Here is a 23,405-nt window from a genome sequence, read left to right on the forward strand (position 1 = left end):
CTCGCCCGCAGGGGCACGCCCCCGCGCCGCAGGCCGCGTCGCCAGACACCCTCGTCCAGGCCGGGTCACGCCGCGTCGCTCCTCCCCCGCTCCCCACCCGGACGTAGGCTCGCCGCACCACCGCCACCCGAGGGAGCCCCGCCCGTGACCGTCCGAGTGCGCCGTGTCTACGATCCGCCCGAGCCGCAGGACGGTGTGCGCGTCCTGGTCGACCGGCTGTGGCCGCGCGGCCTGTCCAAGGACGCGGCCCGGGTCGACGAGTGGCCCAAGGCCCTCACCCCGTCGACCGAACTGCGCCGCTGGTACCACGCGGGCGAGGGCTCCTACGACGAGTTCAGCAGCCGTTACGAAGCCGAGCTCGCCGAGCCCGAGGCGGCTCAACTCCTGCACACCTTGCGGAACTTGGTCCGGATGGGACCGGTGACCCTGGTGACGGCGGTCAGGTCGCCGGAGCAGAGTCACGCCTCGGTGCTGGCCCGCCTCCTGGAGGGGTGAGGAGACGGGCCGCAGGGCCGACCGAGTACCGCTAGGCCGTCTGCTTCGCCGCCGCGCGTCCCGCCGCCCGGCCCGAGAAGAGACAGCCACCCAGGAACGTGCCTTCGAGGGCGTTGTAGCCGTGCACGCCACCGCCGCCGAAGCCGGCGACCTCGCCCGCCGCGTACAGTCCGGCGATCGGCTTTCCGTCGGCGGCCAACGCCCGTGAGTCCAGGTCCGTTTGAATGCCGCCGAGCGTCTTGCGGGTCAGGACGTGCAGCTTGACGCCGATCAGGGGTCCGGCCGCCGGCTCCAGGATGCGGTGGGGGGTGGCGACCCGGCCGAGGCGGTCACCGATGTAGCGGCGGGCGTTGCGGATGCCCTGGACCTGGGAGTCCTTGCTGTAGGGGTTGGCCATCTGGAGGTCGCGGGCCTCGATCTGGCGGCGCACGACGGCCGCGTCCAGGAGCGGCTTGTCGGTCAACTGGTTCATTTTCTCCACCAGTTGCTCCAGATTCCCGGCGGTCACGAAGTCCGCGCCCTTGCGCAGGAACGCGTCCACCGGACCGGGGGCGCCCTTGCCGAGCAGCCGGTCGCGCAGCACCGCCTTCTTGTCCTTGGCGGTGATGTCGGGGTTCTGCTCGGAGCCCGACAGCGCGAACTCCTTCTCGATAATCTTCTGCGTGAGGATGAACCAGGAGTGGTCGTGCTCCGCCAAGTCCGCCGTCGTACGCAGGTACTTGAGGGTGTTGAGGGTGTCGTAGCCCGGCAGGCACGGGTCGGGCAGGCGGCGGCCGAGGGCGTCGAACCACAGGGAGGACGGGCCGGGCAGGATGCGGATGCCGTGGCCGGGCCAGACCGGGTTCCAGTTCTGCAGGCCCTCGGTGTAATGCCACATGCGGTCACGGTTGACGAGTCGTACGCCCGCCTCGGCGCTGATGTCGAGCATCCGGCCGTCGACGTAGGCCGGGACGCCGGTGACCATCTCGGCGGGCGGGGTGCCCAGGCGCTCGGGCCAGTACTCGCGGACGATGTCGTGGTTGGCGCCGATGCCGCCGGTGGTGACGACGACGGCCTGCGCGGTGAGTTCGAACGCGCCGATCGCCTCGCGGCTGGAGGAGACGCCCCGGGCCGCGTTGTCCTCGGCGAGGACCGTGCCCCGGACGCCGCGCGCCTCGCCCTCCTCGACCACCAACTCGTCCACCTGGTGGCGGTAGTAGAAGGTGAGCAGTCCGTCGCGGGCGGCCTGCCTGGCGTAGTTCACGAAGGGTTCGACGACTCCGGTACCGGTGCCCCAGGTGACGTGGAAGCGCGGTACGGAGTTGCCGTGGCCGTGGGCGCGCAGGTCGCCGCGTTCCGCCCAGCCGACCGTGGGCAGCAGCTTGATGCCGTGCCCGTCGAGCCAGGTCCGCTTCTCACCGGCCGCGAACTCGACGTAGGCGCGCGCCCAGCGCACCGCCCACGAGTCCTCGTCGTCGACGCGGTCGAAGCCTGCGCTGCCCTGCCAGTCGCTCCAGGCGAGGTCGAAGGAGTCCTTGATGCCGAGGCGGCGCTGTTCCGGCGAGTCGACGAGGAACAGGCCGCCGAAGGACCAGAACGCCTGCCCGCCGAGGTTGTTGGCGTTCTCCTGGTCGACGAGCGCGACCCGGCGTCCCCGGCTGGTCAGTTCATGGGCCGCGACCAGACCGGCCAGCCCGGCTCCGACGACGATGACGTCCGCATCCATGGCGACCGTTGCCTTTCTCATTCGAGGCCGCGGCTGCCGTCCGTCAGCAGCGCGGTGAGTAGTTGCTTGAGCCAGACACGGGCGTGCTCCACGTCCTTGTCCAGCAGCAATTGGGTGGTGACTCCGTCGTACGCGGCGATCACCGCGTGGGCGGCGCTGTCGACATGGTCGAGCACAGTGGGCAGTTCGAACCGGCCGGCCGCCAGGGCGAGCCGATCGGCGATCACCGCGCGCAGTCGCGCCCGGTGGTCGAGCAGGCTCTGCGCGACGGCCGGGTCCCGGGCCGCGTGCACCAGGAAGTCCGTCTTGACCAGGAGCCAGTCCAGGTCGAGGAGGAGCACGTCGGTGACCCGGTCCACAGCGGCCGGTACATCGAGGTCCGGTCCGTCGAGGGCGAAGGCCTCGGACACCTGGTCCGCGATCAGCTCGGCCCGCTCCTGGTAGAGGGCGAAGAACAGCTCGTCCAAGCTGTCGAAGTTCGAGTAGAAGGCGCCTCTGCTGTAACCGGCGGCTTCACAGACCTCCTCGATGGAGACCCGGCCGTATCCCTTGGCGGCGAACACCGCGAACGCGGCGGCCAGGAGGTTGGCCCGTGTGCGGACACGGCGCCTGGTCACACGCTTGGGCGTCACCTCAGTCGCCATGCCCGGACCTCCAGTCGATACGCGAATGTATCCGATACACCGATGTATCGAAAGAGCGGAGTTCGCATGGGAACAGATATTCGAATAAGGAGTACGCTGGTCCCATGACCGCGCACCACCTCCAGCCCTCCCTCTTCGACCAGACCGACCAGCTCCGCCTCGGCCCCCTCCACGGGATACGCCGTACGACACTGGGGCTCGGCGCCTGGATCGACGTACTGCCCGGCTGGCTCGGCGGCGCCGACGCCCTGTTCGAGGAGCTGGCCACCGAGGTGCCGTGGCGCGCGGAGCGCCGTCAGATGTACGACCAGGTCGTGGCCGTACCGCGACTGCTCGCCTACTACGGCGCCGACGACACGCTCCCGCACCCGGTACTGGCCGAAGCCCGGGACGCGCTCTCGGCTTACTACGCACGGGAGTTGGGCGAGCCCTTCACCACGTCCGGACTCTGCTACTACCGCGACGGCCGGGACAGTGTCGCCTGGCACGGCGACCGGATCGGGCGGGGTGCCCGCGAGGACACGATGGTGGCGATCCTCTCCGTGGGCGCACCCCGTGATCTGCTGCTGCGTCCCGTGCGCGGCGGCGAGTCGGTGCGGCGCCCGCTCGGGCACGGCGACCTGATCGTGATGGGCGGCTCCTGTCAGCGGACCTGGGAGCACTGCGTCCCCAAGACCACCCGCGCCTCGGGACCGCGCATCAGCGTGCAGTTCCGCCCGCACGGCGTGCACTGAGGCGGAGAGGCGGCCGCTTCGGATGCGCGCGGGGGCCGCCCCCGGCGGACGGCGCCGGAGGCGGCTTCCCCCGCGCGAGCCGTGGTCATCCGCGTCTGGTTGGCTGTCCTCGTACAGGGCACCACCTCACGAGGGACGATCATGCGGGCAGATGTACGCCAAGTCGCCGACGGCACCTACCTGGTGCACGGCAGCAACACCAACTGGGTGATCCTCACGGAGGGCGACGCGGTCACGCTGGTGGACACCGGGTACCCCGGGGACCGGCAGCTGGTGCTCGACTCCCTTGAGCAGGTGGGGAGTTCGGCGAAGGCCGTCACGGCGGTGCTGATCACCCACGCCCACAACGACCACCTCGGTTCCGCGGAGTACCTGCGCGACACCTACGGCACACCGGTGTACCTGCACGAGGCCGAAGTGCCGCACGCCCGCCGGGAGTTCCTGCAACAGGTGACCGTCGGGGACGTGCTGAAGAACATCTGGCGTCCGGGAGTGCTGCCGTGGCTGGTGCACACGATCCGCGTCGGCGGCACCGAACAGCATCCCCTCGCCACCGCCGAGGCGTTCCCGGGTGCTGGCGGCCCGCTCGACCTGCCCGGTCGGCCCGTCCCCGTGCACACCCCCGGCCACACGAGCGGGCACTGCGTCTTCCATCTCCCGGAGCGCGGGATCGTGATCTCCGGAGACGCGCTGGTGAGCGGCCACGCGACCTCCCGGATCAAGGGGCCGCAGCTGCTGCCCGACATGTTCCACCACGAGCGCGACCGGGCCGTGACCTCGCTGGACATCCTCGAAGCGCTCGACGCCGACACCCTGCTGCCCGGCCACGGCCCCCTGCACACCGGTCCGGTCCGTGAGGCGGCGCAGCGCGCCCGCGAACACGCGCTTTAGGGTCACCTCATGGCACTGCAGATCAACGCGACCAATCCGGAGCATCCGGTCCTCCTGCTGGAACTGCCCTGGGACGTTCCCCTGGAGGAGTGGCCCGACGAGTACCTGGTGCCGCTGCCGCGCGGCATCTCCCGCCACGTCGTGCGCTACGCCCGCGCCGGCAGCGAGGTCATAGCCGTCAAGGAGCTGGCGGAGCGGCCCGCGCTGCGCGAGTACGAGCTGCTGCGCGACCTGGACCGGCTCGGCATCCCGGCGGTCGACCCCCTCGCGGTGGTCACCGGGCGCGTCGACACCGCCGGCGAGCCGCTCGAGCCGGTGCTGATCACCCGGCACCTGGGCGGCTCGATGCCGTACCGCTCGATGTTCGAGACGACGCTGCGCCCGGCCACCATGCACCGGCTGATGGACGCGCTCGCGGTGCTGCTGGTGCGGCTGCACCTGGCCGGGTTCGCGTGGGGCGACTGCTCGCTGTCGAACACGCTGTTCCGGCGGGACGCGGGCGCCTACGCCGCGTATCTGGTGGACGCGGAGACCGGCGATCTGCACCCCACGCTGAGCAACGGGCAGCGGGACTACGACCTCGACCTCGCCCGCGTCAACATCAGCGGCGAGCTGCTCGACCTGGAGGCGTCCGGGGCGCTGCACCCGTCCGTCGACCCGATCGAGTTCGGCATGGAGATCTGCGCCCGCTACCAGAGTCTGTGGGAGGAACTGACCCGCGTCTCGGTGTACCCGGCGGGCAAGTACCACTTCATCGAACGCCGGATCCGGCGCCTGAACGAACTCGGCTTCGACGTCGCCGAGATGCAGATCGAGCACTCCTCCAACGGCGACACGGTCACCTTCGTCCCGAAGGTCGTCGACGCGGGTCACCACCAGCGTCAACTCCTGCGCCTGACCGGCCTGGACGCCGAGGAGAACCAGGCCCGGCGGCTGCTCAACGACCTGGAGTCCTGGATGGCCACCCAGGACGACTACGCCCCGGGAGATCCCCTCGCCGCCCGGCCCGAGGTGCTCGCGCACCGGTGGGTGCGGGACGTGTTCCGGCCCACCGTGCGTGCCGTACCGCTCGAACTGCGCGGCGCGATGGATCCGGCCGAGATCTACCACGAGCTGCTCGAACACCGCTGGTACATGTCCGAGCACGCCCAGCACGACATCGGCCTGGACACGGCGGTCGACGACTACCTCACGAACATCCTGCCGAAGGCCCGCGAGACCCTGGAGCCGACGACGCCGGAGTGACCCGGATCAGCCTGCGGCAGGCGGGGCTGTGGTGCCGCGGACGACGAGGTGGGGCGCGACGACCTGCTCCCCGTCCGGTACTGCCTCGCGGTCCAGGCGGGCGATGGCGCGGCCGACGGCGAGTTCCGCCAGCCGCGGAACGTCCTGGGCGACGGTGGTGAGGTCGATGTGGGCGAGCCGGGACAGGCTGGTGTCGTCGAAGCCGACCACGGAGATCTCCCCGGGGACGGACACCCCGGCCCGCAGGAAGGTGTCGAGGACACCCGTGGCGCAGCGGTCGTTGAAGGCGAGGACCGAGCTGGGCCGGGTCTTCTCCGCAAGCAGGGTGCGGGCGGCCCGGGCGCCGTCGTCCTCGGTGAGCCCGCCGGGCAGCACACGGACGTGGCCGTCGAGGCCGTGGCGGTGCATCGCGGTGCGGTAGCCGCGGCGGCGGTCGGCGGCGCCGGGCGCCTTGCCGCCGTCGATGTGGGCGATGGCCCGGTGGCCGAGCGCGACCAGGTGGTCCACGGCCTGCCGGGCGCCCTCGTCGTCGGCGGTGCGGACGACGTCCACGGCGGGTGGGGCGGGCCGTAGCCGCCGGGCCACCGAGACCACCGGCACCTGGGTCGCGAGGTGGGCAAGACGGGCGGCCGGGACCTCGGGGCCGAGCAGGACGAGGGCCTCGCACCGGTCCGCGAGCAGCGCCTCCACGGCCTGCCGCTCACCGCGCGTCGGGGCGACCGCGCTGAGGGCGACCTGGTAGCCGGCGGGTTCGGCGGCGGCATAGATGCCCTCCACCAGGTCGGTGTGGAACGGGTGACGCAGCCCGAACTGCACGCCGAGCAGGCGTGAGCGGTTGCTGCGCAGCACCCTGGCCCGGGTGTCGGGCCGGTACCCGATCTCCTCGGCGGCCTTGAGCACCCGCTCGCGAGTGGTCGCGCTCGCGCCGTAGGCCCCGCGCATCACGATGGAGACCAGCGCGACGGACACGCCCGCCCGGGCCGCGACATGGGCCAGGGTGGGCCGCTTGCCGTCGGGGACCGCGGGGATGGTCGGCACGGTGGTCCTTCCGGTCGAGGTGGCGTTCCGTTCGGGGAGGGTAACCGCTCCCAAGGTGCTGGTCCGAAGGTACTGCAACGTTCTAGAAACCTGCCCGGCGAGGGCTTGACACGGGAATCCAGTAGTGGGGTACTACTGCCATCTAGAACGTTCTAGAAGAGGGCGAGCAGTCATGTACACGTTGGCGGTCTGTGCCGAGATGGTCTTCCGGGATCTGCCGATCCACGAGCGGGCCCGGCGCATCCACGAGGCCGGTTTCCAGGTCGAGATCTGGGACTGGACCCGGCACGACCTGGACGCGCTCACGCGGACCCCGGCCGAGTTCTCGTCGATGACGGGCTACATCCGGGGCAGCCTCACCGACGAGGCGGGCGCCGCCGAACTGCTGCGCACCGCCGAGGAGTCGGTGAAGGCCGCCGATCAACTGGGCTGCCCCCGGCTGAATCTGCACGGCACCGGCCTGGACTCCGAGGGCCTGCCGGTGGTTCCGGTGACCGGCGAGCCCACCGGCGCGATGTGGATCGCCGCCCACCACACCCTGACCCGCCTCGCCGAGCTGGGCGAGAGCAACGGGGTCACCTTCACACTGGAGAACCTCAACGCCGCGGTCGACCACCCGGGCGTCCCGTTCGCGACGGCCGCCGACACCCTGGCCCTGGTCAAGGCGGTGGACCGGCCGGGCCTGCGGATGAACCTGGACCTGTACCACGCGCAGATCGGCGAGGGGAACCTCATCGAACTCGTCCGCAAGGCCCACGAGTTGGACCTGATCGGCGAGATCCAGGTGGCGGACGTACCCGGCCGCCAGGAGCCCGGCACCGGCGAGATCAACTACCCGGCGATCGCCCGCGCCCTCGCCGACATCGGCTACGACGGCACCGTCGCGATGGAGGCCTGGGCCTCGGAGAGCGAGAGCGAGCGCGCCCTGGACCGCTTCCGCACCGCCTTCACGGTCTGACCCGCCCCGGCATCACACGCCCCCAGGGAGAACGCCCATGACCACCCAACTGCCCCTCGCCATCGGCCTGGTGGGCGCGGGCCGCATGGGCTCCTTCCATGCCGAGACCCTCGCCCGCCGCCTGCCCGGCGTCCGCCTCGCCGCCGTCGCCGACCCGGCCCCGGGCGCCGCACGGCGCCTGGCCGACCGGCTCGACTGCCCGACGGCGTACACCGAGATCGGCGACCTGTTCGCGGATCCGGAGGTCGCCGCGGTGGTGATCTCCACACCGGCCCGCACCCACGCGGACCTGGTCGTGGCGGCGGCGCGCGCGGGCAAGGCCGTCTACTGCGAGAAGCCGATGGCGACCACGCTCGCGGACGCCGACCGCGCCATCGCGGCCGCCGCCGAGGCGGGCGTACCGCTCCAGGTCGGCTTCAACCGCCGCTACGACGCCGGGTTCCGGGCCGCGCACGACAAGGTGGCGGCGGGCGCGATCGGCACCCCGCAGCTGCTCCGCTCACTCACCCGCGACCCGAAGCTCGCCGACCCGGCCCCCATCCCGCCGTGGACAATCTTCCTGGAAACCCTCATCCACGACTTCGACACCCTGCGCTACCTCAACCCCGGCTCCGAACCGGTCGAGGTCTTCGCCATGGCCGACGCCCTGGTCCGCCCCGACTTCAAGGACCGAGGCCTGCTCGACACGGCGGTCGTCACGATCCGCTTCGACAACGGCGCCCTCGCCACCGCCGAGGCCAACTTCCAGGCGGTCTACGGCTACGACGTACGCGGAGAGGTCTTCGGCTCGGCGGGCATGCTGACGATGGGCGACATCCGGCGCACCCATCTGACGTCCTACGGCATAGACGGCATCGCGGCCGAGACCGTCACCTACGACCAGGACCTGTTCCACGAGGCGTACGTCGCCGAGCTCGCCGACTTCGCCGAGGCCGTCCGCGCCGACCGCACCCCGTCGGCCACCGGGGAGGACGCGCGCGCCGCGCTGACGATCGCGCTGGCGGCGATCCGGTCGGTGGAGAAGGGGGTCCCGGTACGCATCGAGGACGTCCTGGCCGAGGCCAACTGACCGACTTCTACTGAGGGTTCAGGAAGCCGGCACCACGGCCACCGGGCACTCCGCGTGGTGCAGCACCCCGTGCGCGACCGAGCCGATCCGCGCGCCCACCGCCGTACGGTGGGCGCGCCGCCCGACGACCATCAACTGGGCGCGCCCCGCGACCGACAGCAGCACCTGCCCCGCGCTGCCGATCTCCACGTGCTCGACCACCGGCACATCGGGGAAGCGCTCCCGCCACGGCTCCAGCGCCTCGGCCAGCCCCTTCTTCTCGTACGGCTCCAGGCCACCGGCCTCGTCGAGGAGCCGCATGGAGCCGGGGCTGTAGGCGAACACCGGCGGCAGGGTCCACGCCCGTACGGCCCGGACCGTCGCTCCCCGCGCCGCCGCCGTCTCGAAGGCGAAGCCCAGCGCGGCGGCGCTGTCCTCGGGGTCACCGTGCTGGCCCACGACGATCTCGCGCCCGGCGGCCTCCTCGGCGGCTTCGTCCCCGGCGCGCACGAGCACGACGGGCCGTACGGAGTCGGCGATCACCTGCTGCCCGACGGAACCGAGCAGGAACCCCACGACGGGACCGTGGCCGCGCGAACCGAGGACCAGCAGTTCGGCGTCGGCAGCGGCGGCGGTCAGCGCGTCGACGGGGTCGCCCTCCAGGACGTCGGTGGTGATGTCGAGACCGGGGTGGCGTTCGGCGACCTCCCGGGCGGCCTCGTCGGCCGCGTCCCGCACCCAGCGGTCCTGGGTCTCCCGGTCCCCCGCGTCGAGGGCCTCGTGCTCCTCGTACCGCCAGACATGCACGACACGCAGCGCCAGCCCCCGCCGTACGGCCTCGCGGCCCGCCCAGGCGAGTGCGGCGAGGCTCTCCGCCGATCCGTCGACGCCTGCGGTGATCGGTCGTGTCATGCGGTGGCCTCCCGGTGGTGCGGTCACGTGCGTCGGGCCCAGTCTTCACTACGGTGCCCGCATGACCTTGGAGTGGGAGCAGGTAGTGGTGGACGCGGCCGACCCCGTCGCGCTGGGACGCTGGTGGGCGGAGGCCCTCGGGTGGGTGGTGGTGGGTGAGGAGACGGACGAGTTCGAGATCAGGCCGGAGCCGGAACGGCTGCCGGGGCTGCTGTTCGTGCCGGTGCCCGAGGGCAAGACGGTCAAGAACCGGCTGCATCTGGACTTCCGGCCCGACGACCAGGAGGCCGAGGTCATCCGGCTGCTGGCGCTGGGCGCGCGGACCGCGGACGTCGGGCAGGGCGAGGAGTCGTGGGTGGTGCTGATGGACCCGGAGGGGAACGAGTTCTGCGTGTTGCGCTCCCGGCGCCCCTGAGGCCCCCGTCTCGGGTGTAGCGGAGCGCCGCGCGGCGATCGACCATACGATGGTGGGGAGCCGGCGCGGTGACAACGGCGCCGCCGTGCCGTGAAGCCGACCACTCGGGGTGGGAGACGTATGGCACAGGCCGCCGAAGCCGCGCGGACCGTCATCATGACCGTGGACGACGATCCGGGAGTCTCCCGTGCCGTCGCCCGTGACCTGCGGCGGCGCTACGGCGAGTCGTACCGGATCGTGCGCGCGGAGTCCGGCGAGTCCGCGCTGGACGCGTTGCGTGAGCTGAAGCTGCGCGGGGATCTCGTGGCCGTGATCCTGGCCGACTACCGGATGCCGCAGATGAACGGCATCGAGTTCCTGGAGCAGGCCCTCGACGTCTATCCGGGTGCGCGCCGGGTGCTGCTGACCGCGTACGCGGACACGGACGCGGCGATCGACGCGATCAACGTCGTGGACCTCGACCACTATCTGCTGAAGCCCTGGGACCCGCCGGAGGAGAAGCTCTACCCGGTCCTGGACGACCTCCTGGAGGCCTGGCGGAACAGCGACTACCGGCCCGTCCCCGCCACGAAGGTGGTCGGACACCGCTGGTCGGCGCGCTCCTCGGACGTGCGCGAGTTCCTGGCCCGCAACCAGGTGCCGTACCGCTGGTACTCCGCCGACACCCCGGAGGGGCTGCGACTGCTGTCCGCCGCCGGGCAGGACGGGCAGCGACTGCCGCTCGTCATCACCGCCGAGGGGAACGTGCTGGTCGAGCCGGAGGCGACCGAACTGGCCGCCGAGGTCGGGCTCGCGACCACACCGACGGCCGACTTCTACGACCTCGTCGTCATCGGCGGTGGCCCTGCCGGACTTGGCGCGGCCGTATACGGGGCCTCGGAAGGGCTGCGGACCGTTCTCGTCGAGCGGTCGGCCACCGGTGGGCAGGCCGGGCAGAGTTCCCGCATCGAGAACTACCTCGGGTTCCCCGACGGGGTGTCCGGGGCTCAACTCACCGACAGGGCACGGCGGCAGGCCGGAAAGTTCGGCGCCGAGATCCTGACCGCCCGCGAGGTCACGGGACTTGAGGCCAACGGGTCAGCGCGGGTGGTGCATTTCGCGGACGGCTCGACGGTCGCCGCGCACGCCGTGATCCTGGCGACCGGCGTGTCGTACCGGCAGTTGCAGGCGCCCGGCACGCCCGATCTGACGGGCTGCGGGGTCTACTACGGCTCGGCGCTGACCGAGGCGGCCTCCTGCCAGGGGCACGACGTGTACATCGTCGGCGGCGCCAACTCGGCGGGCCAGGCGGCGATGTACCTGGCCCGGGGCGCCAAGTCGGTGACGCTGCTGGTGCGCGGGCCCTCGCTGGCCGCGTCGATGTCGTACTACCTGATCCAGCAGATCAACGAGGCCGAGAACATCTCCGTGCGCACCGGCACGGTGGTCGACGCCGCGCACGGCAGCGACCATCTAGAGCAGCTCACCCTGCGCGACACCGAGAGCGGGACGACCGAACTCGTCGACGCGCAGTGGATGTTCGTGTTCATCGGCGCGGCCCCGCTGACCGACTGGCTGGACGGATCGGTGCTGCGGGACGAGCGCGGGTTCATCCTGTCCGGACCGGACCTCAGCGCGGACGGAAAGCCGCCCGCGAGCTGGGAGTTGGACCGGGCGCCGTACCACCTGGAGACCAACATTCCCGGCGTGTTCGTGGCGGGCGACGCGCGCGCCGAGTCCGCGAAACGCGTCGCGTCCGCCGTCGGAGAGGGAGCCATGGCCGTGATGCTCGTCCACCGCTACCTGGAGCAGTCATGAGCGGGCAGGTGCTGCCGTGCAGCCCGCAGGAGATCGGCACGCTGTTCCTGTTCGAGAAGCTGACGCCGGAGCAGCTCGGCCGGCTGTGCTGCGACGGGCAGGTGGAGCAGTTCGAGGCCGGTCCCGTCTACACCGAGGGTGACCCGGCCACCTGCTTCTACGTCATGATCGAGGGCACCGTCGTGCTCTCGCGCCGGGTCGGCGGCGACGACGTGGAGGTCGCCCGGACCTCGCAACGCGGGGTGTACACGGGCGCGATGCAGGCCTACATCGGGGACCGGGTGCAGCAGGTGTACCTCAACTCGATGCGGGTGACGGAGCGGACGCGGTTCTTCGTGCTGCCCGCCGAGACCTTCGCGGCCATCATGAGCGAGTGGTTCCCGATGGCGGTGCATCTGCTGGAGGGGCTCTTCTTCGGCCAGAAGAGCAGCCAGTTGGCGATCAGCCAGCGTGAACGGCTGCTGGCGCTGGGCTCGTTGTCGGCCGGGCTGACGCACGAGCTCAACAACCCCGCCGCCGCTGCCGTCCGGGCCACCTCCACGCTACGCGAGCGGGTGGCGAAGATGCGGCACAAGCTGCGCGTCATCTCCTCCGGCCCGTACTCGCGGGAGGACCTCGCCAACCTCATCGACATCCAGGAGCGCACGGCCGAACGGGTCGCCAAAGCCCCGTCGTTGAGCCCCCTGGAGGCCTCCGACCGCGAGGACGCGCTCACCGACTGGCTCGACGACCACGGCATCATGCAGGCCTGGCAGATCGCGCCCGTCTTCGTACAGGCCGGTCTCGACATCGACTGGCTGGACCAGGTCGCGGCGGCCGTGGACGAGGACGTCCTCCAGGCGGCGGTCGGCTGGCTCAGCTACACGGTCGAGACCGAGCTGTTGATGACGGAGATCGAGGACTCAACGACCCGGATCTCGAACCTGGTCGGCGCCGCCAAGCAGTACTCGCAGCTGGACCGCGCGCCCTACCAGGTCGCCGATGTGCACGAACTCCTCGACAGCACCCTGCTGATGCTCGGCGGGAAGACCGGCGACCGGATCAAGGTCGTCAAGGACTACGACCGTACGCTCCCGAGGATCCCGGCCTACCCGGCGGAGCTCAACCAGGTGTGGACCAACCTGATCGACAACGCGGTCTCCGCCATCAACAGCGCAGGCGGGGAAGGCACGTTGACGGTACGGACGGCGCTGGTGCGCGATCAGCTGATGGTGGAGTTCCGTGACACGGGGCCCGGTGTGCCGCAGGAGATCCGCAGCCGTATCTTCGATCCGTTCTTCACCACCAAGCCGGTGGGCGAGGGCACGGGGCTCGGTCTGGACATCTCCTGGCGGATTGTCGTCAACAAGCACCACGGCACCCTCCAGGTGGAGTCGGTGCCGGGCGACACCCGCTTCCAGGTCCTGCTTCCCCTCACCGCCGCCGACAACGAGACGCCCGAGGAGTCCGCATGAGCGACATCGCCGGAATCGACCCCACCGTCCCGCCGAGCGGCGCGGGTTGCGTGGAGTGCGACGCGGCCGACGGCTGGTGGTTCCATCTCCGGCGGTGCGCGCAGTGCGGTCACATCGGCTGTTGCGACGACTCCCCCGCCAAGCACGCCACGGCCCACCACCAGTCCACGGGACACCCGTTCATCCAGAGCTACGAACCCGGCGAGGACTGGTTCTGGAACTTCACCACCTCCGAGCTCTACGACTCCGGTCCCGAACTCACCGCCCCGGTGAGCCACCCGAAGGACCAGCCGGTGCCGGGCCCGGCGGGACGGGTGCCGGCGAACTGGGCCGAGACACTGCGCTGAACCGGCGTGCCACCGGGCGGAAACCGTCGCCCGCCCGGTGGCCAGGTGCGTTGTCAGTGGCGCGTGCCAGGATGGGAACGTGTCGCACTCCGTAGCAGCAGCGCCCCTCATCGGCCGGGACGAGGAACTCGCCCGCCTCGCCGGTGTGCTGGAGCGCGCCCGCGCGGGTACGGCGGGAGCGGTGCTGGTCGCCGGGGACGCGGGCGTCGGCAAGACACGGGTCCTGGACGAGGCGGCGGTCCGGGCGGCGGGCGCGGGGATGACCGTGCTCACCGGGCACTGCGTCGACCTGGGTGACGTAGGTCTGCCGTATCTCCCCTTCACCGAGATCCTCGGTGTCCTCGCCGACGACGAACGCTTCGCCGCCGCGCTGGCCGCGCATCCGGCGGTCGACCGGCTGCTGGGCGCCGGTTCGGACGCGGCCCGGGACGCGGGCGGCCGACTGCGGCTCTTCGAGGGCATCGCCGGACTCCTCGCCGACCTCTCCGACATCGCTCCCCTGCTCCTGGTCCTGGAGGACCTCCACTGGGCCGACCAGTCCTCCCGCGACCTGCTCCGCTTCCTCCTCAGCCGGGGCATCCTCCAGCGCCCGGCGGGCGGGGCACCCACCCACCGTCTCGCGGTGCTCGCGTCGTACCGCGCGGACGACCTCCACCGTCGCCATCCCCTACGGCCCCTGCTGGCCGAGCTGGTGCGGCTGCCCGCGGTGGAGCGCCTGGAGCTGCGGCCCATGGGGGACGCCGAGGTCGCCCGGCTGGTGCGCGCGCTGCGCACGGGTCCGGTGCCGGACGGCACGGTCCGCCGGATCGTCGAGCGCGCCGAGGGAAACGCCTTCTACGCCGAGGAGTTGCTCGCGGCGAGCGACATGGAGGCGGGCGGGGTGCCGAGCGGTCTGGCCGACGTCCTGCTGATCCGTTTCGAGCAACTCTCCGACACCGCCCAGCAGGTGCTGCGCACCGCCGCCGTCGCCGGACGCCGGGTCGAGTACGACCTGCTGCGGGACGCGGTCCGGCTCCCCGAGGACGAGCTGGAGTCGGCGCTGCGCGAGGCCGTCGAGCGGCAGCTCCTGGTCCCCGGGCGCGGTGACACGTACTCCTTCCGGCACGCCCTCGCCCGCGAGGCGGTGTACGCCGATCTGCTCCCCGGTGAGCGCTCCCGCCAGCACGGCGCGTTCGCCCGCCTCCTCGCCTCACGCGGTCACCCCGCCGAGAGCGCGGCGGAACGCGCCCACCACTACCGCGAGAGCCACGACCTGGCCGAGGCGCTGGCCGCCTCCCTGGAGGCCGCCGACCACGCCCAGCGGGTGGGCGCACCCGCCGAGGAGCTACGGCAGTTGGAGACCGTCCTCGATCTGTGGTCGTCGGTCGACCCGGCCGCCCGGCCGGCGGGTGAGGGCATCGACAGCGTGACCCTCACCCTGCGCGCCTCGGCCGCCGCCGCGCACGCCGGGGACGCGCACCGCGCGGTCTCCCTCACCCGCTCCGCGCTCGCCGGGATCGGCCAGGACACGGACTCCGAACTGGCCGCCCGGGTCCGCTACACGCTGGCCGGCAACCTCATGGGCGTCGACAGCCTCACGGCCGCGTTTGAGTACAGCAGCGAGGCCCTGGCGATGATCCCCGCCGAACCCCCCTCGCGGACCTGGGTGTGGGCGGCGGCCACACATGTACTGACGGCGCGTCAGATCGGCGACGACGAGACCGCCCTGCGGGTCGCCCGCCAGGCCCTGCGCACCGCCGAGGAACTCCAAATGACCGACGCCCGGGCCGACTTGCTGATCTCGCTGGCGACGCTCGAAAAGGGCGGCCGGCGCACCCGGGAGGGCCGGGAGCGGCTCGCGCAGGCACGCGAGCTGGCCCGGCAGGCCGGGCACGCGCCCGTGGAGATGCGCGCCCTGTTCCACCTCGCCATCGGCAGTTTCGAGTCCGGGGACCTGGAGGAGTCGCTGCCCTGGCTCGCCGAGGGATTGGACCGGGCCCGTCGCGCCGGGCTGCTGTCCTCGCCGTATCCGCTGGAGATGCGCTATCTCCAACTTCTGGTGCTGTACACGCTGGGCCGCTGGGACGAGTGTGTGAAGGCCGCCGAGAGCGACGCTGACGTGCTGCCGCACGCGGGCGGTTTCACCATGGGACCGGCGCTGTATGTGGCGCTGGCGCGCGGTGACTTGGGGGCGGCGGAGCGGGCCCGGGCCCTGCTGGACGGGCCGTTCGACTGGATGGCCGCGATGGTGGCGGGGATCGCGCTCATCGACGCCGCCGCCTTCGAGGGCGACCCGGAGGCGGCCGTGGAGCGGATGCGTACCGCGGTCGCCGCGCTCACCGACGACTCAGGGTGCCGTCCCGACCTCACGGTCCGGCTCGCCGCCCTCGCCCTGGCCGCGGTCGCCGACAAGGCCACGGCGCTACGGCTGACCGGTGACGAGACAGGCGTGCGCCGCTGGACGGACACCGCGACGGAACTCGTCGAGCTCGCCCGGTCCGTGGCCGGCGCGGGCGGCGCCGCCCGACCCCAGGGTCCGGAAGGACAGGCGTGGCTGGCCCGCGCCGAGGCCGAGTGGACAAGGGCGGCCACGGGACCGGACACGGAGGCCTGGGAGAAGGTGGTGGCCGCGTTCGACTACGGCGATGTCTACGAACGGGCGCGCTGCCAATTCCGGTTCGCCGAGGCCCTGTTGGCGGCCAATCGCCGTGAGGAGGCGGCCGCCCAGGCCCGTGCGGCACGGGAGACGGCCGCCAGGCTCGGCGCCGCTCCCCTGCTCGCACGGTTGGACGCGCTGATCCGCCGTGGCCGCCTGGGCGAGCAGGCGCCGGACGCCGGGGACCGCCCCTCGCCGCTGACGGCCCGCGAGCGGGAGGTGCTGCGGCTGCTCGCTCTTGGCCGCAGCAACCGCCAGATCGGCGAGGAGCTGTTCATCACCGGCAAGACGGCGAGCGTCCACGTCTCCAACATCCTCGCGAAGCTGGGCGCCGCGAGCCGTACGGAGGCGGTGGCGATCGCCTACCGGCAGGGGCTGATCACCCCGGAGGCCACGGCGTCCGGCTGAACCTCACGGCACTGAACATAACTTCACTGAACGTCACTTCGCGCAGTCGAGGCTCTTCAGGTCGACCGCGTCGGCCATGGCCGCCATCCCCTTGTCGTTGGGGTGGATATGGTCGCCGCCGTCGAAGAAGGGAAGCATCCTCTCCTGGTCGTAGGGGCTGCGGAGGATGTGATCGAAGTCGGTGACGGCGTCCAACTCCCCGCTGCTCCTGATGAATTGGTTGACCTCCTGGCGTACGGCCTCGGCCGCCGGGTCCCATTCGGGCCAGCCCTTGAACGGGCCGACCGTGGCGCCGACGACACACTTACCGGCCGCGTGCGCCCGGTCGATGATCTCGCGGTAGCCGGCGATCAGGTCCTGGGCGGTGACGCCGGAGTGGGCCTTGAGGTCGTTGACGCCTTCGAACAGGAACACCGTGCGGACGCCGGGATGGGACAGGACGTCACGCTGGAGCCGGTTGAGCGCGCTCTGTCCGGCGCCGTCGGCGAGAACCTTGTTGCCGGATATCCCTTCGTTGGCCACACCCTTGACGGTCGTGTCGGACTTCTGGAGCCGTCGGGCCAGGTAGTCCGGCCAGCGCCGGTTGAGGTCCGACGTCGACGCCCAGCCGTCCGTGATGGAGTCGCCGAGCGTGACCACCGCGCCGATGCCCGCGCTCGGCCGTACGGAGACGGCGTCGAGGTAGTACCAGGAGCCGGTGGTGTCGGTCCAGGCGGTGGCGCCCTCCTCGCCGGTGTGGTCGCCCTGGGTGGCGTACGACGTCTGCATGGCCATGCCGTGGCCGGTCGCCGGGCCCGCCGCGTCCGGGGAGTGGATGCTGACCACCAGGTTGGTCGCGGCGGGCACCTTGCCGGGGAGCGGGTCGCTGTAGGCGACCGCGCCCGCGGGGATCGTGACCGACTTCGCGCCGTCGAAGGTGAGCCTCCGGTTGGAGCCGGGGACGAGCGCGGCGCCCGTCCGCTGCACACCGGCGTAGACGTCGTCGAAGGTCAGCGGCCGGTCACCGAAGGCGTTGGAGAGCCGGATCCGCAGATCGCCGCCCGCGACACTGGTGTGCACGATCAGGCGGTAGCTGCGGTCGGCGACGCCGTCGCCCAGGTGGTCGGCGCTCGCTCCCCAGGTGATGACGGATGTCGGGCTGTTCAATGCCTTCACCTGTGTCGGTGCCTGGGGTTGCGCGTGTGCGGGTCCGGCCTGGAAGGCGGCGGCGAGCAGGAGGAGTGCGGCCGTACGGCGCAGTCGTGCCCGTCCGGCGCTCACCGGGCGAGGTCCTTCAACGTGACGGATCCGCCGGGCTTGACGGTCACGGTGCGGGTCTTTCCGCCGTAGGCGACGGTCGTGGTGCGACCACCGACGCTGCGGATCTTCGCCTCGGTGGGTTTGCCGTTCTTCCAGCGTAGGTCGACGACGAAGCCGCCGCGGACACCGGACCCGGTGATCGAGCCGGACTCGGCCCAGGCGTCCGGGAGGGCGGGCAGGAGTTCCACATAGCCCGGGCGGGAGTACAGGAGCATCTCGGTCACGGCCGCCGGGGTGCCGAAGTTGGCCTCGATCTGGAAGATGCCGCGGCCCTGTTCTACCTCGTAGATGTCGAAGAGGTTGAAGGCGGTGCCGTTGCTGCCGTTCTCGGACGGGCGGAGGTTGTTCACGACCAACTGGTAGGCGTTGTCGGCGTTCTTGAGGCGCGCCCAGCACAGGCTGCGCCAGGCGTTGGCCCAGCCGAAGCTGTTCATGCCGCGCGCGGTGAGCAGGGCGGTGGCACCGTCGACGATGTCCTTCGGGGTGGAGCCGTCGGGGCGGATGCGGTCGCCGGGGAACAGGTTGATCAGCGGGGAGAGGTGGCGGTGGGTGGTCTCGCCGAGGTTGTCGGGCGACATCCACTCCTCCAGCCAGCCGGACGTCGGGCTCACCTCGGGCAGGTACAGCCGCCTGCGCAGACCCGAGATCGTGTTCGCGAACCCGCTGTCCCGCTTCAACTCCGCGGAAGCCGCCGCGTAGTTGCCGAAGAGGGTCCACACCACTTCCTGGGCGTAGGTGTTGCCCCTGCCGTCCTGCGGACCCTGCTCCGGTGACCAGTCGTGGTCCGCGACCAGTACCTCCTTCCCGTTGTCCAGGGTGGTGGTGATCAGCCGCGCCTCCCAGAACTCGCAGGCGCCCTTGAGGAGGGGGTAGATCTTCTCCAGGTGGGTGCGGGAGTGCGTGAACTCGTAGTGCTCCCAGAGGCTGTTGGACAGCCAGGCGTTGCCCGCCGGGTGCCACCACCAGCCCAGTCCGCCATAGGGGTTGGTGGAGAAGGCGACGGTCCAGCCGGCGACCTTCCCGCTGGTGTTGCGGAAACGGTTGCGGGAGTCCTGGAAGAGCCGGTGGGTGAGGTCGGTCCAGGACGACAGCTGGTCGACGCAGTAGTCGGTGAAGGCGTCGAAGGACGAGGACAGTCCCACCCGGTCGGCCATCCAGTAGTTCATCTGGATGTTGATGTCGGTGTGGTAATCGCCCATCCAGTCCGGGTCGTTGCCGTCCAGCCACAGCCCCTGGAGGCCCATCGGCAGGCTGCCGCGCGAGCCGGAGACCATGAGGTAGCGGCCGAACTGGACGTAGGCGGCTTCGAGTTCGGGGTCGGGGTCGCCGCTCGTGTGGCGTGCCTGGATCCGTTCCCAGGTGTCCAGCGCGCGCTGGTCGTCGGACGACGTGCCGAGCGAGAGCTCGAACGTGCCGAACGCGGCCCGGAAGTCGGCGACATGGGTGCTCAGCAGGGTCGCGGCCGAGTGCTGGGCGGCGGCGCGGACCTTGCTGCGGGCGAGCTTCTGCGGGTCGAGCTTGGGGTCGCGGAAGCCGCGGGCGGCGTCCGGCGCGTAGTTGCTGCCGCCGCTCACCACCACGGTGAGGTCCTTGCACCCGGAGAACTCGATGTGCGCACCGTTCACGGTGACCTTGCCGCCACTGCCGTACGCGGTGACGGCGGCCCCGTACTTCAGGCCGTTGGCGAACTGTCCGCCGAAGGAGACCGCGGCGGCCTCGCCGTGCGTTCCCTCCAGCGTGACGGTGCCGGTGTAACGCCCGCCTCCGCTCTGCGAGAAGTGGAGGACGATCGCGTCGTCGGGGCTGCTGGCGAAGACCTCCCGCCGGTACGTCACCCCCGAGCGGACGTACGACGCGCCCACCACGCCCCGGTCGAGGTCGAGGGTGCGGCGGTAACCGTTGACGGCGCCCAGGTCGTGGTCCGGGATGTCCACGGTGAGCCGGGCGAGCAGGGTGAGGGACCCGAAGTCCGCGCGGCCGTAGGGGAATTGGCCGTCGGAGTCGAGGGTGCCGTTGAGTCCACCGGTCCAGATCGTGGCGTCGGTGATCAGGAGGACCTCGTGGCCCGGGTCGTTGCTGGCGAGGGCGCCGAGCCGGCCGTTGCCGACGGGGAGGCCCTGTTCGATCATCGAGGTGTCGCCGGCGGGCGCCTGCCACCACAGGGTGTTGCGTGAAGTACCGCTGTCGTACGCGGTGTTGGTGGGCCGCTGGGGTGCGGCCGAGGCGGTGAAGGCCGGCAGGCCGGCGAGGGCGCCGGTGGCCGCGGCTAGGGCGAGCAGATTGCGTCTGGGCAGGTCGGGCAGTGCACTGGACATGGCGGTCTCCGCAAAGGTCGGCTCAGGAGGAGGAGTTGGGCACGTCGATCCGGTCGATGTCCGGCGCGTAGCCCGAACCGCTGTCGAAGGTGATCGTGTTGGCGCCCGCCTTCAGGGACACGGGCACGCTGACCGTCCCGACGGTCCCCCAGTCGCCGGTGGACGGGAACTTGTGGCTGGTGGCGCCGTTGCCGTTCGAGGAGACGCTCGCCGAGCGGGAGTCACCGCTGACGTAGGCGATCTTCACCTGGTAGGTGCCGGCCTTGGCGGCGACGACGTTGTTGATGGTGAGCTTGCCGCCGACGTAGAGGTTGCCCACCTTCTTGCCGCCGGAGCAGGCCGAGCAGTCGGCGATGTTGGCGTTGCCGCTGAGGGTGTTGGTGGCGGCCTCGGCCTCGTCGCCGGTCAGGGTGACGGCGCTGCCGCGCGGGGTGACGGTGAAGAGGCGGGAGCCGTGGGCGGGCAGGGCCTGGGTCACCTTGTTGGTGTAGGAGCCGAGGTCCTCATGGTTCCAGAGGTCACGCACGGCGGCCTTGCCGGTGAAGCCGAGGGTCGTCCAGTTGGCGGAGACGGCGGCGGGGGCGTCGGAGAGGTTGAACAGGGCGACGGTGTAGGTGCCGTTGGGGTTCTTCGCGGCCCACACCTGCTGGGCGTCGGACGGGGTGACCGGGCGCGCGGGCGGCGCGTCGCTCTGGTCGACGCCGATGACCTCGCGGTTGGTCAGCAGGGAGACGCCGTAGTCGTCGAGCTTGGTGAGGTCGTCACCGGTGAACAGCGGGGACTTGGCCACGGCCCAGAGGGTCGCGTAGCTCTGGCGCTCCGCCTTCGTCAGGCCGTCCATCGCGCCGTTGCCGACGTCGAGGGAGTCGAGGTCGTTCCAGCCGCCGGGGCCTGCCAGGCTCGTCCAGGCCGGGGTGTCGTCCCAGCGGTCGTCGACCGAATTCTCCCAGGTGACAAGGGTGTTGCAGTAGCACTCGACGTCGGTGTCGATGCGCCAGCCGTTGGAGTACTTCTTCCAGTCGGCGGCGTGTCCGTAGTCGAGGGACCAGGAGAGTTCCAGGTGGATGGGGCGCCCGATGGCGGTGATGGCCTTGTTCCAGGCGGCCACGTCGGCAACGTTGTCGTACTGATCACCGCTCTTGCCCGAACCCGGGCCCACCCCGTCGAGCTTGAGGTAGTCGTAGCCCCAGTCGGCGATCAACTGGGCCTGCGAATCGATGTACTTCTGCGTGCAGGGGCGGGAGAAGTCGAGCTTGTACGAGCTGTCCCAGCCGTTGGTGGTGCGCAGGTCGCTGTAGACGATGTCGGCGGTGGTGCAGCCGTCGGCGTTCCAGATGGGCGTCTTGCCGCTGTTGTAGGCCTCCTTCTCCAGGCCCGCCGGCAGATAGATGCCGGCCTTGAGGCCCTTGGAGTGGATGCGGTCGGCGACGGCCTTCATGCCGCTGGGGAAGCGCTTCGGGTCGGCTGCCTGGCGGCCGTACTGGTCGTACTCGGGCTTCCAGCTGTTGTCGCGCCACCAGCCGGCGTCGATGTTGATGTGGTCGTAGCCGTACTTCTTCAGCTTGCTCGCGAGCGCGTCGGTCTGCTTGTTGACGTTCGCCTCGGTGAGGTAGCTGTAGTCGCCGTCCGGGTTGAGGCCCGGGTACTTGGACGACTGCATGCTCCAACTCGACCAGCCCATATAGGGCTTGGCCGCGACAGCGGTAGCGGTGTCCGCCGTGGGGGTGGCCGCCTCCGCGGCGGGGAGGTAGGTGGCGAAGCCGGCGGTGAGGGCCAGGACCACCGTGGCTCTCAGGGCGCGGACAGGCGTGAGGGAGTACATCGTCGGGCTCCTCGTGCGGGTAGGAGTGTGCGGGGCGGGGAGTGTGCGGGTGGGGTGTGAGCGTGCGGCTAGGTGTCCGATCGGATGAAGGACTGGATCGCGGTGGCCGCGGCGCCGCGCGCCCACTCGTCGAAGGGCAGGGGGCGGGTGTGTACGTCGCACCGGGCGGCGGAGCCGAAGGCGGCCTCGGCGAAGGAGTCGCGGATCTGCTCGGCGAACAGGTCGTAGGCGGCCAGGCCCTCGCCGGAGATGATCACGCGTTCGGGGCCGAACAGGTTGACCACGGTCGCGATGCCCCGGCCGATGGCATCACCGGCCCGCGCGTACACCTCGCGCGCTCCGGCGTCGCCCCGGTGGGCGAGGGCCAACGCCTCGGCGGTGTCGGCGACTTGGACGCCGGTGACCTCGCGGACGCGGGCGACGATCGCGGCGTCCCCGGCGATCGCCTCGACGCAGCCATGGTTGCCGCAGTGGCACAGCGGCCCGGCGGGGTCGACAACCACATGCCCGATCTCACCGGCCACCCCGTGGGCCCCCGCGACGACCTGGCCGTGCACGACCAGTCCGCAGCCGATGCCCGCGCCGACGGTCACCACGGCGAAGTCCGTGAGCCCCGCGCCGGCGCCGAACCACTGCTCGGCGACGGTCAGCGCGCGCACGTCGTTGTCGACGGTGACCGGCAACCCCGTTGTCATGGCGGCCAGTTCGGCCAGGCGTACGTCACGCCACTCCAGGAACGGCGAGTAGCGGACGACCCCTTCGCCGCGGTCCACGTCACCGGAGACCGCGAGGCCGAGGCCGAGCACCTGGATGCCCAGGTCGTCCGCCTCGGTGCGGAGTTCCTGGGCCAGGTCCGCGATCGACGACAGCACCGCCTTGGGGTCGTGGTCGGTCAGCGGCACATGGCGGGCGACCCGGATCCGGCAGCACAGGTCGGCGAGGACGCCGATGATCTCGTCGCCGGTCACCTTGACCCCGATGAACAACGCGCGCCCGCCGTCGACCCGTACGAGGTTGGCGGGCCGTCCGAGCGCCGGGGGCGCGTCCTGGTCGGCACCCTCCGCCAGGTACCCGGCCTCCATCAGCGGCCGGACCGCCTTGGTCACGGCGGCCGCCGACAGTCCCGCCCGGCGGGCCACCTCAAGACGGGTGAGGGGGCCGTGGGACAGCACGATCGTGAACACCTGTGAGACGGCGGGGGTATGAGCCGGGAACGACTCGGTACGGGAGATCGAGCGCATGG

Annotated in this window: 19 protein-coding genes; 11 read left to right on the forward strand and 8 right to left on the reverse strand. The window is 71.3% G+C overall.

Annotation, left to right across the window (positions count from 1 at the left end; translation table 11 throughout):
- Window positions 1-144 precede the first annotated feature (144 nt).
- Window positions 145-495, forward strand: coding sequence for a DUF488 domain-containing protein (locus tag OG588_RS02730; RefSeq protein WP_019057059.1), 351 nt, complete (start codon window positions 145-147; stop codon window positions 493-495).
- Between the two features lie 31 nt (window positions 496-526).
- On the opposite strand, the gene OG588_RS02735 is transcribed toward OG588_RS02730, so the two are convergent.
- Window positions 527-2,200, reverse strand: coding sequence for an FAD-binding dehydrogenase (locus OG588_RS02735; protein ID WP_405945851.1), 1,674 nt, complete (start codon window positions 2,198-2,200; stop codon window positions 527-529).
- Window positions 2,201-2,217: 17 nt separating this feature from the next.
- Window positions 2,218-2,844 carry a TetR/AcrR family transcriptional regulator gene (locus OG588_RS02740; RefSeq protein ID WP_405945852.1) on the reverse strand — a complete coding sequence of 209 codons (627 nt, stop codon included), beginning with the start codon at window positions 2,842-2,844 and terminating at the stop codon, window positions 2,218-2,220.
- A 104-nt stretch (window positions 2,845-2,948) separates the two neighbouring features.
- On the opposite strand from OG588_RS02740, the gene OG588_RS02745 reads away from it, so the two are divergent.
- The 3 genes from OG588_RS02745 (at window position 2,949) to OG588_RS02755 (ending at window position 5,714) form a co-directional block, all read left to right on the forward strand.
- Window positions 2,949-3,578 (forward strand): alpha-ketoglutarate-dependent dioxygenase AlkB, encoded by a 630-nt coding sequence (locus OG588_RS02745; protein WP_405945853.1) that lies wholly within the window; start codon window positions 2,949-2,951, stop codon window positions 3,576-3,578.
- 141 nt (window positions 3,579-3,719) lie between these two features.
- Window positions 3,720-4,469 carry an MBL fold metallo-hydrolase gene (locus OG588_RS02750; RefSeq protein ID WP_405945854.1) on the forward strand — a complete coding sequence of 250 codons (750 nt, stop codon included), beginning with the start codon at window positions 3,720-3,722 and terminating at the stop codon, window positions 4,467-4,469.
- Window positions 4,470-4,478: 9 nt separating this feature from the next.
- Window positions 4,479-5,714 carry a DUF4032 domain-containing protein gene (locus OG588_RS02755; protein ID WP_405945855.1) on the forward strand — a complete coding sequence of 412 codons (1,236 nt, stop codon included), beginning with the start codon at window positions 4,479-4,481 and terminating at the stop codon, window positions 5,712-5,714.
- 6 nt (window positions 5,715-5,720) lie between these two features.
- On the opposite strand, the gene OG588_RS02760 is transcribed toward OG588_RS02755, so the two are convergent.
- Window positions 5,721-6,752, reverse strand: a complete 1,032-nt coding sequence (locus OG588_RS02760; RefSeq protein ID WP_405945856.1) for a LacI family DNA-binding transcriptional regulator — start codon at window positions 6,750-6,752, stop codon at window positions 5,721-5,723.
- A 172-nt stretch (window positions 6,753-6,924) separates the two neighbouring features.
- On the opposite strand from OG588_RS02760, the gene OG588_RS02765 reads away from it, so the two are divergent.
- Both OG588_RS02765 and OG588_RS02770 read left to right on the forward strand, forming a co-directional pair.
- Entirely contained in the window at window positions 6,925-7,710 is a 786-nt protein-coding gene (locus OG588_RS02765; protein WP_405945857.1) for a TIM barrel protein, read from the forward strand.
- 37 nt (window positions 7,711-7,747) lie between these two features.
- Window positions 7,748-8,779: a Gfo/Idh/MocA family oxidoreductase gene (locus OG588_RS02770; protein ID WP_405945858.1), complete on the forward strand. Its 1,032-nt coding sequence runs from the start codon at window positions 7,748-7,750 to the stop codon at window positions 8,777-8,779.
- Between the two features lie 18 nt (window positions 8,780-8,797).
- Here the strand turns inward: OG588_RS02770 and OG588_RS02775 are convergent, their stop codons facing one another.
- Complete coding sequence (locus tag OG588_RS02775; RefSeq protein WP_405945859.1) at window positions 8,798-9,670, reverse strand: universal stress protein; 873 nt, start codon at window positions 9,668-9,670, stop codon at window positions 8,798-8,800.
- 61 nt (window positions 9,671-9,731) lie between these two features.
- Between OG588_RS02775 and OG588_RS02780 the strand changes: the two genes are divergently transcribed.
- The 5 genes from OG588_RS02780 (at window position 9,732) to OG588_RS02800 (ending at window position 16,726) form a co-directional block, all read left to right on the forward strand.
- Entirely contained in the window at window positions 9,732-10,085 is a 354-nt protein-coding gene (locus OG588_RS02780; RefSeq protein ID WP_398844183.1) for a VOC family protein, read from the forward strand.
- A 120-nt stretch (window positions 10,086-10,205) separates the two neighbouring features.
- On the forward strand, window positions 10,206-11,882 hold the full coding sequence (locus OG588_RS02785) for an FAD-dependent oxidoreductase (RefSeq protein ID WP_019057069.1): 1,677 nt from the start codon (window positions 10,206-10,208) through the stop codon (window positions 11,880-11,882).
- On the forward strand, window positions 11,879-13,336 hold the full coding sequence (locus tag OG588_RS02790; protein WP_405945860.1) for an ATP-binding protein: 1,458 nt from the start codon (window positions 11,879-11,881) through the stop codon (window positions 13,334-13,336). The genes OG588_RS02785 and OG588_RS02790 overlap by 4 nt, the downstream gene beginning before the upstream one ends.
- Complete coding sequence (locus OG588_RS02795) at window positions 13,333-13,683, forward strand: UBP-type zinc finger domain-containing protein (RefSeq protein WP_405945861.1); 351 nt, start codon at window positions 13,333-13,335, stop codon at window positions 13,681-13,683. The genes OG588_RS02790 and OG588_RS02795 overlap by 4 nt, the downstream gene beginning before the upstream one ends.
- A 79-nt stretch (window positions 13,684-13,762) precedes the next feature.
- Window positions 13,763-16,726, forward strand: coding sequence for an AAA family ATPase (locus OG588_RS02800; protein ID WP_405945862.1), 2,964 nt, complete (start codon window positions 13,763-13,765; stop codon window positions 16,724-16,726).
- A gap of 33 nt (window positions 16,727-16,759) precedes the next feature.
- Here the strand turns inward: OG588_RS02800 and OG588_RS02805 are convergent, their stop codons facing one another.
- The 4 genes from OG588_RS02805 to OG588_RS02820 form a co-directional block, all read right to left on the reverse strand.
- Window positions 16,760-17,986 (reverse strand): SGNH/GDSL hydrolase family protein, encoded by a 1,227-nt coding sequence (locus OG588_RS02805; protein WP_405945863.1) that lies wholly within the window; start codon window positions 17,984-17,986, stop codon window positions 16,760-16,762.
- On the reverse strand, window positions 17,983-20,340 hold the full coding sequence (locus tag OG588_RS02810) for a glycosyl hydrolase family 95 catalytic domain-containing protein (RefSeq protein WP_405945864.1): 2,358 nt from the start codon (window positions 20,338-20,340) through the stop codon (window positions 17,983-17,985). Before OG588_RS02810 ends, OG588_RS02805 begins: the two co-directional genes overlap by 4 nt.
- A 22-nt stretch (window positions 20,341-20,362) precedes the next feature.
- The gene (locus OG588_RS02815; RefSeq protein WP_405945865.1) at window positions 20,363-22,162 is read right to left on the reverse strand and encodes an alpha-galactosidase D; all 1,800 of its coding nucleotides are present in this window, start codon (window positions 22,160-22,162) and stop codon (window positions 20,363-20,365) included.
- Window positions 22,163-22,230: 68 nt separating this feature from the next.
- Window positions 22,231-23,403, reverse strand: a complete 1,173-nt coding sequence (locus tag OG588_RS02820) for an ROK family protein (RefSeq protein WP_405945866.1) — start codon at window positions 23,401-23,403, stop codon at window positions 22,231-22,233.
- Window positions 23,404-23,405: the final 2 nt, after the last annotated feature.

The organism is Streptomyces prunicolor, from assembly GCF_045162825.1.
Taxonomy (GTDB): Bacteria; Actinomycetota; Actinomycetes; order Streptomycetales; family Streptomycetaceae; genus Streptomyces; species Streptomyces prunicolor.